The organism is Mesorhizobium sp. WSM4871 (assembly GCF_055811295.1).
Genome location: NZ_JBVVPU010000022.1, coordinates 1 through 15,318, shown reverse-complemented (window position 1 = coordinate 15,318; position 15,318 = coordinate 1). Strand labels below are relative to the sequence as shown.

The 15,318-nt window shown below is 59.2% G+C and carries 10 protein-coding genes; 5 read left to right on the top strand and 5 right to left on the bottom strand.

Going from position 1 to position 15,318, the window contains the following annotated elements; translation table 11 throughout:
• Positions 1–2: 2 nt before the first annotated feature.
• The 3 genes from AC0L2H_RS30285 to AC0L2H_RS30275 all read left to right on the top strand — a co-directional run bounded on the left by AC0L2H_RS30285 (position 3) and on the right by AC0L2H_RS30275 (position 3,856).
• On the top strand, positions 3–668 hold the full coding sequence (locus AC0L2H_RS30285; RefSeq protein ID WP_473593439.1) for a 5'-methylthioadenosine/S-adenosylhomocysteine nucleosidase: 666 nt from the start codon (positions 3–5) through the stop codon (positions 666–668).
• Positions 669–723: 55 nt separating this feature from the next.
• Entirely contained in the window at positions 724–2,286 is a 1,563-nt protein-coding gene (guaA, locus tag AC0L2H_RS30280) for a glutamine-hydrolyzing GMP synthase (RefSeq protein ID WP_473593438.1), read from the top strand.
• 316 nt (positions 2,287–2,602) lie between these two features.
• A complete protein-coding gene (locus tag AC0L2H_RS30275) occupies positions 2,603–3,856 on the top strand; it encodes a tyrosine-type recombinase/integrase (protein WP_019859995.1) in 1,254 nt (417 codons plus the stop codon).
• On the opposite strand, the gene AC0L2H_RS30270 is transcribed toward AC0L2H_RS30275, so the two are convergent.
• Together AC0L2H_RS30270 and AC0L2H_RS30265 are read right to left on the bottom strand one after the other, a co-directional pair.
• The gene (locus AC0L2H_RS30270) at positions 3,837–4,199 is read right to left on the bottom strand and encodes a helix-turn-helix transcriptional regulator (protein ID WP_019859994.1); all 363 of its coding nucleotides are present in this window, start codon (positions 4,197–4,199) and stop codon (positions 3,837–3,839) included. The genes AC0L2H_RS30275 and AC0L2H_RS30270 overlap by 20 nt on opposite strands.
• Before the next feature lie 404 nt (positions 4,200–4,603).
• Positions 4,604–5,944 (bottom strand): ISNCY family transposase, encoded by a 1,341-nt coding sequence (locus AC0L2H_RS30265; RefSeq protein WP_027047176.1) that lies wholly within the window; start codon positions 5,942–5,944, stop codon positions 4,604–4,606.
• Positions 5,945–6,780: 836 nt separating this feature from the next.
• Here AC0L2H_RS30265 and AC0L2H_RS30260 point away from each other — a divergent pair.
• Complete coding sequence (locus AC0L2H_RS30260) at positions 6,781–6,921, top strand: hypothetical protein (RefSeq protein ID WP_155249130.1); 141 nt, start codon at positions 6,781–6,783, stop codon at positions 6,919–6,921.
• 65 nt (positions 6,922–6,986) lie between these two features.
• On the opposite strand, the gene AC0L2H_RS30255 is transcribed toward AC0L2H_RS30260, so the two are convergent.
• Both AC0L2H_RS30255 and AC0L2H_RS30250 read right to left on the bottom strand, forming a co-directional pair.
• Positions 6,987–7,331 carry a hypothetical protein gene (locus tag AC0L2H_RS30255; protein WP_019859992.1) on the bottom strand — a complete coding sequence of 115 codons (345 nt, stop codon included), beginning with the start codon at positions 7,329–7,331 and terminating at the stop codon, positions 6,987–6,989.
• A complete protein-coding gene (locus AC0L2H_RS30250) occupies positions 7,328–8,416 on the bottom strand; it encodes an IS5 family transposase (protein WP_019859991.1) in 1,089 nt (362 codons plus the stop codon). The genes AC0L2H_RS30255 and AC0L2H_RS30250 overlap by 4 nt, the downstream gene beginning before the upstream one ends.
• Before the next feature lie 722 nt (positions 8,417–9,138).
• Here AC0L2H_RS30250 and AC0L2H_RS30245 point away from each other — a divergent pair.
• Positions 9,139–14,706 carry a DUF3320 domain-containing protein gene (locus AC0L2H_RS30245; RefSeq protein ID WP_019859989.1) on the top strand — a complete coding sequence of 1,856 codons (5,568 nt, stop codon included), beginning with the start codon at positions 9,139–9,141 and terminating at the stop codon, positions 14,704–14,706.
• A gap of 409 nt (positions 14,707–15,115) precedes the next feature.
• On the opposite strand, the gene AC0L2H_RS30240 is transcribed toward AC0L2H_RS30245, so the two are convergent.
• On the bottom strand, positions 15,116–15,318 hold a 203-nt coding region (locus AC0L2H_RS30240; RefSeq protein WP_473593437.1), incomplete at its 5' end, for a hypothetical protein.

Genomic DNA, 15,318 nt, shown 5'->3' with positions numbered 1-15,318 from the left:
CGGTGGGCAACGCCGTTCGGATCGCGGGTAGGGACGTCCTCTTCGTCATGGCCGCCGAAGCCGAATACGGTCCGCATCTCAAGCGGCTGTTCACGCCTGTTATGACAGGGGTGGGACCGGTCGAGGCGGCTGTCAGGCTTGGCGCCGAACTGTCCTGGCTGAAGTCCGAGAAGGCGCTGCCGGACCTCGTCGTCTCGCTCGGCTCGGCTGGCAGCCGCACGCTCGAACAGACGGAGATCTACCAGGCCGCATCGGTCGCCTACCGCGATATCGATGCCTCGCCCTTGGGCTTCGAGAAGGGCGCGACGCCGTTTCTCGACCTGCCGGTGACGGTGCCGCTGCCGTTCAGGATTCCAGGCATCAGGGAGGCGACGCTTTCGACCGGTGGCGCGATCATCTCCGGCAGTGCTTATGATGCGATTGCCGCGGACATGGTCGACATGGAGACCTTTGCCTGCCTGCGCGCCTGCCAATTGTTCGGCGTGCCGCTGATCGGGCTGCGCGGCATTTCCGACGGCGCCGCCGACCTGAGGCATGTCGGCGACTGGAAGGAATACCTCCACGTCATCGACGAGAAGCTGGCCGACGCCGTCATGCGGCTCGACCAGGCGATCGCATCCGGCGCGCTGCAATTTGATTCATCGCGCGAAGACGCTGAATCGGATTGAGAGAGACGCCTCGCAACCCATTGCGCCGACTCATTTCTTTCTCTAAACGCTCGCCATGAAGACAGCCAATCACCCCGACACCGTCCTGATTGTCGATTTCGGCAGCCAGTTTACGCAGCTCATCGCCCGCCGCATCCGCGAAGCCGGCGTCTTTTCCGAGATCGTGCCCTTCCAGTCGGCCGAAGCGGCCTTCAAGCGCATCAAGCCGAAAGCGGTAATCCTGTCGGGCGGCCCGGCCTCGACGTCGGACATTGGCAGCCCGCGCGCGCCGCAGATCGTCTTCGACGCCGGCGTGCCGGTGCTTGGCATCTGCTATGGCCAGATGGCCATGTGCGTGCAGATGGGCGGTGTCGCCGAAAGCTCCGACCATCGCGAATTCGGCCGCGCCTTCGTCGAGATCGAGAAGGACAGCCCGCTGTTCGAGGGCCTGTGGGCGCCCGGCCAGCGCCATCAGGTCTGGATGAGCCATGGCGACCGCGTCATCTCCTTGCCCAAGGGATTCGAGGTGCTTGGCAAATCGGAGGGCTCGCCCTTCGCCATCTTCGGCAATGTCGAGCGCAAGATGTACGGCATCATGTTCCACCCCGAGGTGGTGCACACGCCGGATGGAGCCAGGCTGCTCAGGAATTTCGTCCACGACATCGCCGGTATCGAGGGCGACTGGACGATGCGCGCCTACCGCGAGCACGCCGTCGAGACGATCCGCAAGCAGGTTGGCAAGGGCAAGGTGATCTGCGCGCTGTCGGGCGGCGTCGATTCCTCGGTGGCGGCACTGCTGATCCACGAGGCGGTCGGCGAGCAGCTCACCTGCATCCTCGTCGACCATGGCCTGATGCGCAAGGACGAGGCCGCGGGCGTGGTGGCGATGTTCCGCCAGCACTACAATCTGCCGCTGATCCTGGTCGACGCCTCGGACCGCTTCATCTCGGCGCTGGAGGGCGAGGCCGACCCCGAGAAGAAGCGCAAGACCATCGGCCGGCTGTTCATCGAGGTGTTCGAGGAGGAGGCCAAAAAACTCGGCGGCGCCGATTTCCTGGCGCAGGGCACGCTCTATCCCGACGTCATCGAAAGCGTCTCCTTCACCGGCGGCCCGTCGGTGACCATCAAGTCGCACCACAATGTCGGCGGCCTGCCCGAGCGCATGAACATGCAGCTGGTCGAGCCGCTGCGCGAACTGTTCAAGGACGAGGTCAGGGCGCTCGGCAAGGAACTCGGCCTGCCCGACAGCTTCATTGGCCGGCATCCGTTTCCAGGCCCCGGCCTTGCCATACGCTGCCCGGGCGGCATCACCCGCGAGAAGCTGGAGATCCTGCGCGAGGCCGACGCCATCTATCTCGACGAGATCCGCAAGGCCGGCCTCTACGACGCCATCTGGCAGGCCTTCGCCGTGCTGTTGCCGGTGCAGACCGTTGGCGTGATGGGCGACGGCCGCACCTATGAATTCGTCTGCGCGCTGCGCGCCGTCACCTCGGTCGACGGCATGACCGCGGATTTCTACCACTACGACATGGCCTTCCTCGGCGCCGCCGCCACGCGCATCATCAACGAAGTGCGCGGCATCAACCGCGTGGTCTATGATGTGACGAGCAAGCCCCCGGGTACAATCGAGTGGGAATAAACGTCGGTCGTTCGCCAGCATTCGGGGACTATCGAGGAAACTTCATTAAACGTCTGAATTTTATCTGCTTTCGTCTCTACGTCTATCGCTGACTATCGCCCCCAAGCGGAACCATTTGACGGTAGATCTGACGGCATTCCTTTTCGCGTCATCTTCGCTGCAGAGTGATGCCGTCACTGCGCCGGACTCAAGCCTGTTGGCATCTTTCGACGTAAGGCATTGAATCCAATGGGCTCTCCCAGAGCCTTGACGGTAAAACGAATGACGGTAAAATTAGGCATTTCACAATCCTAGATGCGCCCATTTGTCTCCTCCTATGCTCACAGACATCGCACTTAAGAAGCTGAAATCAAAAGATAAAATATACAAAGTCACTGATCGTGACGGTATGTACGCGACCGTTGCTCCTACAGGGCAGATATCGTTCCGATACGACTACCGCGTGAATGGTCGGAGAGAGACAGTGACGCTGGGCCGCTATGGTGAGGGAGGCATCTCGCTAGCAGAGGCGCGTGACCGCTGTCTTGCAGCACGAAAAATGGTGGCAGCCGGAAAATCACCAGCCCAGGAAAAGCAGCGTGACAAGAGGCGCTTGTCTGAGACGGGGACGTTCGGCGATGCCGGCAGAAGATGGTTTAAAGAGGCGAAGATGGCGGACAGCACGCGCTCCATGCGCAAAGCCGTCTTCGATCGAGACATCTTGCCGATTTGGGACAAAAGGCTCCTCACAGAAATAACATCGGACGATTTGCGGGCGCTGTGCGCAAAGGTCCGGGACCGTGGCGCACCAGCAACCGCCATTCATGTCCGGGATATTGTTAAGCAGGTCTATGGTTATGCCATTCTGCACGGCGAGAAGATCGCTAATCCGGCGGACAAGGTAGGGCCATCTTCGATAGCCACCTTCGAGGCGAAAGACCGGGCGTTGTCACCCGTAGAAATTCGAATCATGCTGAAAGAGTTGGAGAATGTGCCTACTTTGCCGACCATTCGGCTGGGCCTAAAGCTGATCCTGCTCACGATGGTTCGGAAGAGTGAGCTTCTGGACGCGACGTGGGATGAGGTCGACTTCGAGAACGCGGTATGGAGCATTCCCAAAGAGCGAATGAAGCGGAAGAAGCCACATAACGTCTACCTATCCCGCCAGTCCCTCGACATCATGATTGCGCTCAAGACTTGCGCTGCGAACTCTCGATACGTGCTTCCATCTCGCTATGACGCCGACGAACCCATGTCGCGCGCGACCTTCAATCGGATTACGATGACGATTGTGGACCGCGCAAAACAACAAAATCTGCCGCTTGCTCCCTTTACGGTGCACGATCTACGGCGGACCGGCTCCACGCTGCTAAACGAGATCGGATTCAATCGCGACTGGATCGAAAAATGCCTTGCACACGAAGACAGTCGCTCCTCCCGCGGCGTCTATAACAAGGCTGAATACGAACCGCAGCGGCGCCACATGCTGCAGGAATGGGCCGACATGATTGAAGCGTGGGCGGCTGGCAACAAACACGCACCCACACTGCAGCCGATTTCCGGGGCAGCCGTCATCCTCGATCCGATTTGACGGGCTTCGTCTTCCGCGACCGCACGTCTGGTCCCGGGGCCAGTTCGATCGAACCAGCAAAGGACGCGTTCCGGCGTTCCTGAATCCAGGCTTCGACTTCTCCCAGGTCCCAAACGACGCAGCGGGGGGTCAGATTGAACCGTCGGGGGAACTCGCCTCGTTGTTCCATTTCATAAATGGTCGTGTCCGATAACGGGACGATTTCTCGCAATTGCGATCGGCGAACGGTTCGCACGACCTGTCGCGTCTCAATGTGCGGTAGAACCGGAAGCGAGCTATCCGCTGGCGCGCCCCCTATGCCTTGGCAGCTTTCGCATTGAGTTGGCTTCTGCCGTTTGACCATGTGCTTACCGAAGGGCTCCGTCGGATCAAAGATCGTGCGTCTGCTCCAATCCAGGTATAGCTCTCAACTACGATCCCACCGTCTCCTTTGACCAGCAGGCGAGCTTTGGAGGCATCATGATAGCGAGGTCTGGAATCTTCATCGCCATGTCGCCAGCTCGTCCTCCGCACCATACGGACGCCAACAAGCCCCCTGAGCCGGGGTAGCACTAGACTAGTTTCCGTCCACAAACGCACGTATTCTGTTTTGTTTACAATCACTTGTCCTTAACTGGAACGGCTTTGAGCGTCATGGACAGGATCGAGGGGTTGGCTAATTGAGCAGAAAGGCGTTGTGGGCGCGATCACGCGCACGCCACGAGGCCGGCCTTGGCCGGTGCGACGCAATTCCAATAGCGGCTGGCATCAGGTCGGCTTGAGGCGCGTGAAGACGACGAGATTGTAAGCCACGACCGAGGACCAGACGTAGCTCTTGAAGTGATCAAGACCGCGCCAGGTGCAGCGCGCCAATCCGTAAGCGCGCTTGAGGCATGAGATGTCGGCCTCGATGCCGGCACGGAAGTTGCGTAGCTTGCGATAGACCCAATTGCTTCTGACCATGTCCTCGATCCTGAGGCCGGCTTTCTTGTGGAATGCCATGTCGCGAACGCCCAAGGCCTTGGCTGTAACCAGATTGCCGCGACTGGCAAAGCCGCCGTCGGCCGCCGCTTGCCGCGGCGCGTGACCATAGAAGGCGATGTGGCGTTCCAGCATCGGCAGCAATCGATCGCTGTCGCGTGGATTACCCGCCTCGATCACCAGATCGAGGATCATGCCGCTCCTTCCTGTGGTCAGGTTGAGCTTGTGGCCGTATTCGGTATCGCGGCTGCCTTTGACGATGATATCGGCATGGGGTTCGAACAGGCTGACCAGCTTATCGCTGGCCGGCACCAACTCGCCGGCCAACACCCGCCGCTCACTCTGTGTGATGATGCGTTCGATCAGCGGCCGATAGTGACAGAGTTGGGCTTGCCACAGTTCGACGAGCGGACTGCGCGCCACGGCCAATTGCGCGGCTGCCTGCCGCAGATAGGCCAAGGTCGCGCGGGTGATCGCAATCAGTTCACGGTAGAGTTGGACACGGTTGGGTCGACCACGTGTGAACTGGATCTTGCGGGCACGCTTCTTGGCCGCGCGGCAATGATCGCGCCATGCCAAACCTGCGCCGCCGGCCAAGGCACCAGCCTGCTTCAACAGGCGCACCATGATCCGGACGGCGTCCCACAACAGACTGCTGTCGCTCGGTTCGTGCATGAGCGCTGAGGTCACAGTGCTGTCCAGCCGCACGACACCGCCATCTTCCAGTTTTGCCTGCCGGGCACTCGACAGCAGTGCCCGATTGATCTCTTCCCAGACCTCGGGCCGGATCGCACTGATCGTCTTTTGCAGCACCGACTTCTGCGGGCTCCAGGACCACGGCAGCCGCGCAAAGGCTCGAAATGATGCTGAATCCTCAAGATGGAATGCCAGCTCCTGATAGGTCAACTGCCGGTATTGCTTGAGAAGCGCGCAACGTAAGACCGCTTCGGCAGGTAGGCCTTGCCGTCCGGTGGCCCTGACGCTGCGCCGAACCAAGTCTCGCGCCACCAATCCAAGCAGATCGTGGTGCTCGTCCAGCCACTGCGACATCGCCTTCAGTTCGTGGCCGATCTCGTGTGTCGCGAAGAGATCGAATATACTGGCTTGGACGGTGCGTTCTTGGCGCATTGTCGGCTCCGGCGGTTGCAGATTGTGCTTTGGAATCAGTGGCATGAGACCAAAGTGTACCTGAAACCGCCGGGCCTTGCCTGCGCAAAGTCACGATTTAGGCAATAAAATCAACAGTTTGACGTTTGTGGACGGAAACTAGACTAGGCAGCAAAATGTCCACGTCGACTCTCGCCGCTTGCAGCGCCCACAAACCGAGTGCACACGGGCAATTTGCAGGCCCGAATGGCCGCCTCTCCGCATGACTCCGTTCGGGAGTGCTTTCGGGATGCGAACTGGCGAGCCACCTCCCCACGCCCGAGTTTCTACGATGTTGTGCCGTACCTCTAGCTCTTCCAGGTCAAAGGACGCACTAGAAGGACAGCAATACTGACTTATTTGCTTGTGCTTCCCTGCTCACAGGACGGGAATCTCTGTTTACTTGCCAAACAAGTTCTGCATAAAAAAGAGGCAGGCGCCGATTCGGTAGCCTGCCTCTGTCTTTACGCGTACTCGCGGTCAATGTGGCGCCGAGTGGACGAACAAAGACCGCGAGTCCGCTCCCTAGCAGGTCGGTAGCTAGCGTCCTGAGGCTTCATTGGCAAGCCACAGGAGTAAAGACTAATGGCGAAGAATCCTCCCCTTCGGCCTGGTCAACCCGCTCCACGGTCAGGTCAGTACGAAATTACTGGCCCACGTGGCGGCAAGGGACCGGAAAGAACAGTGACTCGCAATGAGCCACTACCGCCGACTCCGTCAAAGGGATCCACTTACAAGCTTGTGGATCCGACCAAGCACGGAAAATAAAATGACGGCGGGCTTCGGCCCGCCGGTTTCACGATTAGCGGAGGGACGAAATGGTTAAGAAGATTGAAGTTGTTAAAAGGCCTGCAGGTGACGGGAAGACTCGCACTGGCGCAACCAACGAAACAAAATCTCTGAGTACCGATCACTACAAAGCGCGGCTGGGCGTGAAAAGCGGCGGGAAGAAGTCTTGAGCCTCAGCAATTTGGCCGATCTCTTCACAGTGATCGGCTTTCCTCTTGGCTTGGTTGGCGTCGGACTAGCAGGCTGTTGAAGAAGTGTCCCGTTTGGCTTTGAGGATGGCCTCATCGCCATTGTGATAGGCGAATGTGATCTCGATGGAGCCGTCGTCGAGTAGTTCGGCGGAGCCATCACCAGTGGCTTCGTCCATTTCGTCGAAGCCGGCCCATGTGAAGAATACCATCGAGGGACCGTAGTTGAGATCGAGGCTGGCTTGCAGAGCGCCAAAGGCGATCTCACCGGTGTTGTCGGCCCCGATGGTGACCATGGCGGGACCGCAGAGGCTGAGATAGCCGCAATCCCACAGATCGGCCTCGACGATATGCCAGCGGTCAATCAGCTTGCAGTCCGCCGGCGCGCTCATGTCGGCACCGCGATCAACTTGGGCAGCCGCACCAGATTGTAGGCGGCAGCCGCGATGGTGAAGGCCCATCCGACGCGGTCGCGACCGCGGAACTTCGTCTTCTCTTGACCTGCGATGACCTTGATCCAGCCGAACGCCTCCTCGATGCGTTTGCGGATGCGCTGGCTGACGACATAGCCGACTTGCCGGGTCGTGCGACGATCTATAGCGGAACGGCGCCCGTTCGTGTTCTGCGCCACGTGTGGCGTCACCTTCATCGAGCGCAACTCGTTAATGAAGTCCTCCGCGTCATAGGCCTTGTCGGCGCCGAGGGTGATGGCTTGCGGTCGCTCGGCGCGGGGTTCGATCATGTGCAGAGCCGCCACTCGTTCGGCATGCCCGTCGGCCAGCGTCAGGCAGGCATCAACCAGAAGACCATGCCGGTTCTCCATCAGCCCGTGCCCCATGAAGCTGAGCTTGGCCTCCTTGCCTTTCCCCTTGCGGAACAGCCGAGCATCACGATCAGTGGTCGAGGCATGCGTCTCGTTCGAGCGCTTCTGGCCATGGAAGTCCGCCTCCTCATTGCGCCCGCCACCCGACGGTGGCTCATCCAAGCCGTCCTTCCGCTTGAAGCTCTTCATCGACGCCCAGGCCTCGATCAAGGTGCCGTCGACTGAGAAGTGATCCGTGGAGAGAAGCTTCTTCACCTTTGGCTGCGCCAGGACAGCGTTCAAGAACTTCGCCGCGATGTCGCCCTCCAGCAGCCGGTCGCGGTTCTTCGAGAAGACCGAGTGATCCCAGGCCGCGTCGTCAACGCCGATGCCGACGAACCAGCGGAACAGAAGATCGTATTCCAGCCGCTCCATCAAAAGCCGTTCAGAGCGGATCGAATAGAACGCCTGCAACAGCATTGCCCTGAGCAGCTTCTCCGGCGGGATCGAAGGTCGCCCGATCGGCGAATACAGCGCCGCGAAGTCCCGCTCTAACGCTGCCAGCGCCTCATTCACTATCCGACGGATCGCGCGCAGTGGATGATCGCGCCGAACCCGCGCCTCGAGATCAACGTAGCTGAACAACTCGCCAGTTCGATTGTCGCCGCCGCGCACGATTCACCCTCCGCATTCTCGCGAAATGAGTGAATCACGGAGCTACCCCAACCGCGAGCCCCTTTTTCAACAGCCTGCTAGTTTTATACCAAATGCGAACCGACAAATTGTCAGCCTCTGCAGGAGCCGTGGCTACACTACACGAGAATATTCGCGTACGGATCGACATGTTGTCCCGCTTAGATCCGACTCTCGGCGATAGCGAAAACCCTGAATGGGCCGGTGCCTTTCGCGACCTCCTAAACGATCTGGAAGTAGCTTGCGCCACCTACCTTGATAGCCAATTCAGCGGTAGGACTGGAAAGCTGGCCGAATTCCTCATTCACGACATGTTGAAGTTGTTCCAAGATGATGAGTCGCTACGGGAGCATCTAAGGGCTGCAATCCACGATCCAGATACATTTGCTAACATCAGGGATTTTTTAGCTCTGGAGAAATAGACCGAGGTGACCCCAGGGCCATCAGAGCTGGTATGCGACACCGAGCCGTCTACGAGATCCTCTTGCGTCGCTCTCTAGCGTTAACCCCAAGCGATCGGTGACGCCATATGCCACCTTCCGGCGCATCCAACCCAGTGTGCTGTTTGGCGCAGTCGGCTTTCACAAATATTGAGGCCTAGCCGGCATGAAACCTTTTATTCACAAATTTCAAAAGCGACTGGTTTTTTTATTGCGACTGCCATTGCGTAGGTTCTATGTGTTTCGTTCTGCATGGGGGTGTAGTTGTCTGACGTCGAAAAATCGGTCTTCCAGAGCGATCTGCCTCTGAGGGAGAAACTCGAGCGTGCCAGGATGGAGCTGCTCGACCTTTCCGCGCGCAATCGGCTTTTGAATGTGCCGCGGTTTTCCAAGAGCGCGAAGACGATCGACATCGTCGATGAGAAGTCGTCCGAGATTTATCGGTTGCTGGTGAACGAAGGCAAGGCCTTTACCTTCCTCGCCGGCAAGCCCGATAGACCGAAGGCAGGCCAAGAAGCCGCCGCGGATGACGAGATTGACTACTCGCCCATTTCCCTGGCTCAGCCAGAGGACGATGGGGTCGACGATCGGGGGATCTCGACGCGACATTCAGACACCAAGCTGCAAACGCGGATGACTCCCACCGGCTTGCAACGCCGGCTTCTTGATCTCTACCACGATGCCAGGACGCTAGAAGAGGAGCAGGGCGTTAACGTCCTCTTTCTGGCGCTCGGAATGCTGAAGTGGGTTGACCCGAACAACAAGGAAAACATCCGTCAAGCACCGCTCATTTTGGTACCGGTTCGTCTCGAGCGAGGAACGGCCGGAGAGAAGTTCCGGTTACGCGCGAGGCCTGAGGATCAGAGCGCGAATCTCTCTCTCGAACTCTATCTCGATCGGATGCACAAGCTCGCCATGCCGAGCTTCGATGCTGGAGACGACTTCGACGCCTCAAAGTACCTCGATGCCGTGGCCGCAGCGATCTCAACCAAAGAAGGTTGGGAGGTGCTCCGGGACGACATGGTGCTGGGGTTCTTCTCGTTCGCGAAGTTTTTGATGTACCGGGACCTTGATCCCGAAATCTGGCCCGATGGCACCAAGATTATCGAACAGCCGAAGATCCGCTCGCTCCTTTCAGACGGCTTTGAAGCACGCGAGCCGCTGATGTCTGATGATATCGCGATCGATCCGCACATTGCGCCTGCGGAGATGTTGCATATTGTCGACAGCGACAGTTCCCAGACGCTCGCGATCCATGATGTCAGGAAGGGGCGCGACCTTGTGATCCAAGGTCCTCCCGGCACAGGCAAATCGCAAACGATTGCAAACGTTATCGCGTCGGCCGTGGCCGACGGAAAAACCGTCCTTTTCGTAGCCGAAAAAATGGCTGCGCTGGAGGTCGTTAAGCGTCGCCTCGACAATGCCGGGGTAGGTGACGCTTGCCTGGAACTCCACAGCAACAAGGCGAACAAGCGCATGATGCTGGAGGAGCTGCGCCGCACCTGGCAGCTCGGATCGCCCCGAGGCCAATTTCCGTCCGCGCTCACCGACCAGTTGTTGCAGGCGCGAGATAGACTCAATGCGCATGCCGACCGGATGCATGTACCGTTTGGCGCATCCGCCCTGACGCCGTACCAGGTGTTCGGCCAGTTAACCCGGCTCAGGCAGAGCGGGCAAAAACCCGTTGATATCGAACTCGCGGGTGCCACCGATTGGACGAGTGAGGGCGTCTCGTCACGCCGGAAGCTGCTCGACGAGGTCTCTCAGCGGATCAACGAAATCGGGCTACCCATCCACCATCCCTGGAGAGGGGTTGGCCTGGATGTCGTACTGCCGACCACCGTCGAACGGTTTATCCCACGGATATCATCCTTGCTGGATCAAGCGAAGGCCGTACAGGCCAAACTGATTAACATTGCCGCGCGGATCGAGGCCGAGCCTCCGCGAATTCTGAGCGACAGCGGCGAGATAGAAGATCGCGGGGAACTTCTTGCTTCCGCACCAGAGCTGCCCGCCGACGCGTTGGTCTCGCCGGCGTGGGACGACCAGCCGAAGGAAATCGCGTCGGTCCTTTGGACAGGATCGGATTTCGCCCGCAAATTCGAAGACGTTTCTCGGCATTTGGCGGCGACAGCGATCGACACCCCAATTGACGATCTCGAGACAGAGCTTGCGAAACTGCCATCTGAATTTCCGAAAGAAGGCTTTGTCCGCGCGCACCATCTGGCCGTTCTGCTCCCGCGATTGCGGGATGAAGCGGAGCGGTTGAATCAGGAGCTGGGGTCAACGGTTGTACCGGACACGCTGGCAGGGCTCGTTAGACTAATCGTGACGGGGGAGAGAGTTGCGGCCGCCCCTGACGCAAGTCCAGAAGCGTTTGCTGCGACCGTGTGGGACTCTGGACTTGAGCAAGCAGCAGATCTTGCCGAGAGCGTCGCAACGCTTGAGGCGGTTCAAGCAGAACTGAAGGGCAAGGTTGTCGACGCTGCCTGGAACACGGACGTAGCACCGACAAGGCAGGCCCTCGCAACCCAAACCGGACTGCTGAAGGCATTGAGCGGCGACTACCGCCGCGCCAAAGCACTTGTGCAATCCCTTCTGGTTGATTCCAACGCGCCGTCGACCGAGATCGTGCGTCTTCTAGACGTATTGATGAAGGGACAAGCGGCGGCCTCGAGGGTCCGTGATGGCGACACCTTTGGTCGTTCCGCCTTCGGAGCAGATTGGCGCCGGGAGAAATCGTCGTCGGCACCGCTCCTGGCGCTAGTGGAATGGATGCGCACGCTGAGGGGTCTTGGCTCGGAACCGCGTCTTATCGCTGGGCGGATGGCCGAACGCTCCGAAGCGGGCGCGCGGGCGCTCCGGGTTCGCAAGGTGATCGATATCGGCCGGCCGATGATCGAGGGCTTCTGGAATGATCTCGGTCACCTCGCGCCGTCCATGCTGGGTGACGTGGCTTCCGCAGAAAGAGCTTCACTGCAGCTGATGGAAGTGAAGGCGCGCTCCGTGGCACGAGCGGACGAAGCGTCTAGAGAGCTTCTGGCCATCGTGCCCGATCAGTTGTCGCATCGGCTGGAGCTCGTAAGACGCCTGGGCGCCCTACAGACGCTTGCTCAAGAGATCGATGCGGCTCACGCCCTTGGCACGTCAGCATTCGGTTCGTCTTGGCTCGGGCGAGGATCCAACTGGGCCGCGCTTACGCAGGCCGAGCTCTGGCTGAAAAATAATAGCACACTTCGACACCTTGTCGCCCGTTTGCCTGACAGGGCCGAGATAGCGAAATCAGCTCGTGCAACGCGAGAAGCGACCCAAGCCGCGGCGCTGCAATTCAGGGCGGTTGCAACGGATTTGAAAGCAGACGCTTCGTCGTTGTTTGGAGTAGGCGATTTCTCCGAGGTCGTGATATCCGAGTTGATTGCTCGATTGCAGGGCTGGGTCGAGCATCACGAACAGCTCTCGAAATGGGTTGGGTACGAAGAACGATCCGACACTGCCCGAAAGGCCGGATTAGGGCAGTTGATAGACGGCCTGGCCAACGGCCAGATTCCAACCGCATTTGCGCGGTCGGTTTTCGATATGGCCTATTACGAGAAAATGCTGACGGCGATGGCTTATAGAGAGCCGGAGCTAGGGAGGTTCGACGGCGAGCTTCATTCCAGAGCTGTCCGCGATTTTGCTGATTTGGACCGACAAAGGATCAAGGCTAGCGCCATCGAGGTCGTGACCGCACATCATCGGAAGATACCTCCAAGAGATGGCGGAGCTGGGCCTGTCGGATTGCTTCGATCTGAGATGGCTCGCAAGAGGGGCCATATGCCTGTCCGGCAGTTGATGCTCAAGGCAGGGCCTGCTGTCCAAGCGTTGAAGCCGGTATTCATGATGAGCCCGCTTTCGGTGGCACAGTTTTTGTCGCCCGGTCGGATGTCGTTCGACCTCCTGGTTATGGACGAAGCGTCTCAGATCCAGCCGGTGGATGCGCTCGGCGCAATTGCCAGGGCGAACCAGGTGGTTGTCGTTGGCGATGAACGGCAACTGCCGCCGACCACATTTTTCGCGAAGATGACGGGTTCGCAGTCTGAAGATGACGACGGAGAGGGTGCACAGGTCGCTGATATCGAGAGCATCCTCGGGCTTTTCACGGCTCGTGGTTTGCCGCAGCGGATGCTTCGCTGGCACTACCGCAGTCGCCATCAATCGCTGATCGCCGTGTCGAATAGCCAGTTCTACGAGAACCGGCTATTCATTGTGCCGAGCCCCTACACCCAGGAGGCAGGCATGGGGCTGCGATTCCATCACGTGCCGGACGGGGTGTTCGATTCAGGAGGGACCGGAACGAACCCGATCGAGGCGCGAGCTGTAGCAGAAGCGATCATCCGTCATGCGAAGTCGAATCCGCAGGAGTCTCTGGGCGTTGCGACTTTCTCTGTTAGCCAGCGTCGTGCAATTCAAGATGAGCTTGAAGCGCTGCGGCGATTGAATACCGACACGGAAGACTTCTTCCACGCCCATCCGAGTGAGCCGTTTTTCGTCAAGAACCTGGAGAACGTTCAAGGCGACGAGCGGGATGTAATCATTATCTCGGTAGGGTACGCGAAGAATGCCCAGGGCCATATGGCCATGCGCTTCGGCCCACTCGGTTCGGAAGGCGGTGAGCGTCGCCTCAACGTTCTCATAAGCCGGGCCAAGCGTGCCTGTGAGGTGTACGCGTCGATAACAGATGAGGACATCGACCTTGAGCGCGGAAAGGGCAAGGGGGTGTTCGCCTTCAAGCTCTTTTTGCACTACGCGAGGACCGGGCGTATCTCGCTCGCCCAGACGACGACCCGGGAGATGGATTCAATCTTTGAAGAACAGGTAGCCAACGCATTGATTGAACGAGGCTACCAGGTCCATGCGCAAGTCGGTATCGCGGGCTTCTTCATCGATCTGGCGGTTGCTGATCCGGAGCGGCCAGGGCGCTACCTACTAGGCATCGAATGCGACGGCGCTGAGTATCATTCGTCGCGCTCTGCCAGAGATCGGGATCGGCTGCGTCTGGCTGTCCTGGAAGACCATGGCTGGATCATACATCGCATTTGGAGCGCTGATTGGTTCCAACGGCCGCGCGAACAGCTCGAGCGGACAGTGGCGGCGATTGATGCTGCGACAAGAGAACTCGCTGAACGAGCAGAGTTGGGAAACCAGAGAAGCCGTGCCGCAGCCGTACGAGTCGTAACCGTCGACCGAGGTAATGTTACCGAAATCGGCTTGGAAACCGCCAACGGAACCGCGGCACCAGATCGGACCTACTCGGAAGCCCATATACAGAGACCGCCCGGCCAGTTTGAACTTCACGAGACGCCCACCGGTCTTCTGGCTGGGCTGGTCGAGCAGGTCGTGGCTGCGGAGACGCCAATCCATCTCGATGAGGTGGTATCGCGTATTCGGCTTGCGTGGGGTCTGCAGCGGGCCGGCGGTAGGATTCAGGACGCGATTGAGCGCGGCCTTATTGTCGCCGAAGCACGGGGAGCGGTGGCACGGCGGGGCGACTTCTGCTTTAAGCCCGGCGCCCCCGTTAAGCTACGGGACCGCAGCGGTGTCATGTCCCCTGGATTGCGTAAGCCCGAAATGATCTCATCGGAAGAAGTTGCCCAAGGAGCCATTGAGGTGGTGAGATCCAATCTCGGCGCGACGGAGGACGAAATTGGACCGAGCATCGCGAGGATGCTGGGCTTCAAAGCCACAAGCGCTCAATTGAGGCAATTGATTTCAACGGCGGTCGCCGCTGCTGTCGCCAAGGGATCGTTGCGGTACCAAGACGGGCTGCTGATAGACGGCGCAAACGCTCAGTAAGAAATCAGCGAAATGTGAGGGTGGGCTTAATCGCCCTCGCTAAATCAGAGCGAACCTGGGACGAACCCTGTCCCTTGGCTGGAGACTGAATGGCATTTCGATTTGTTCACACGGCCGACACCCATCTCGATTCACCGCTGCGTTTGTTCAGCGAGTTGTTACGCTAGTTTCGATGAGTGAGTTGACGCCAGAGAATCCAAATTGCGAATCGCTTTTTTTCAGCTGAACAACTAGACTTGCTCACCCGTAGGTGGGCCGGTAGAAGTAAATGATGCTGTTCTCGCCAATGGATGGTCCGCCGAAGATGGGTACGAATCTCCGTGTATACAGTACCCATCCGGTGATGCTTCCGATTACCCACATCATCGGCTTGATCCAATGGAGATGCCGAAGACGATGTCATGCAGGGTCATGCCGCGCCAGACGACCATATTGCCGGGTGGCGGATCATGGTTGCGCGCGAGATAGCCGCCAAGCATGGCGATTTGCAGCAGGTAAGCGGCGAGCGTGGGTCGTTGGAGGCGCGGTCGCGTTCGGGACGCGTCGGGTCGAGCGCAGTGATCTCGGCGAAGGTGAGAACGCCGTCGGGCGCGGCGTCTGGCTTGGCGCGCG

Coding starts and splice junctions, on each gene's coding strand:
- guaA (WP_473593438.1), top strand. CDS start 724: ATGAAGACAGCCAATCACCCCGACACCGTCCTGATTGTCGATTTCGGC.
- AC0L2H_RS30275 (WP_019859995.1), top strand. CDS start 2,603: ATGCTCACAGACATCGCACTTAAGAAGCTGAAATCAAAAGATAAAATA.
- AC0L2H_RS30270 (WP_019859994.1), bottom strand. CDS start 4,199: ATGGTCAAACGGCAGAAGCCAACTCAATGCGAAAGCTGCCAAGGCATA.
- AC0L2H_RS30265 (WP_027047176.1), bottom strand. CDS start 5,944: ATGCGCCAAGAACGCACCGTCCAAGCCAGTATATTCGATCTCTTCGCG.
- AC0L2H_RS30260 (WP_155249130.1), top strand. CDS start 6,781: ATGGTTAAGAAGATTGAAGTTGTTAAAAGGCCTGCAGGTGACGGGAAG.
- AC0L2H_RS30255 (WP_019859992.1), bottom strand. CDS start 7,331: ATGAGCGCGCCGGCGGACTGCAAGCTGATTGACCGCTGGCATATCGTC.